The following is a 249-nucleotide window of genomic DNA, read 5'->3' on the forward strand; positions in this document are numbered from 1 at the left end:
CCTCTAATTGGCTTAAAGTGATAATCGAGTATGGATCATTCTCAAACCACAAATCAAAACTTATAATCCTATCGTCTGCTTCCGAACCCTGTATCTCACCGATGTCTCTAACTCCTTGTTGCATCATCAAAACAGTCTGTAATTGTTCTAGGTTTTCGTTTGTTAATAAGCCTGTATCGCGAGCATCGATAATAACAGTTGTTGGTGTGAATTCGCCAGGTGGAAATTGTTCATCCAATAATTCAATAC

General features: G+C 38.2%; 1 protein-coding gene. It reads right to left on the minus strand.

Annotated features, from left to right (window positions below; translation table 11 throughout):
- The coding region (locus AOA59_RS32310; protein ID WP_158235208.1) for a hypothetical protein at nt 1-249 on the minus strand (249 nt) is incomplete at both ends.

Source organism: Pseudomonas sp. 2822-15, from assembly GCF_002742515.1.
GTDB lineage: Bacteria > Pseudomonadota > Gammaproteobacteria > Pseudomonadales > Pseudomonadaceae > Aquipseudomonas > Aquipseudomonas salomonii.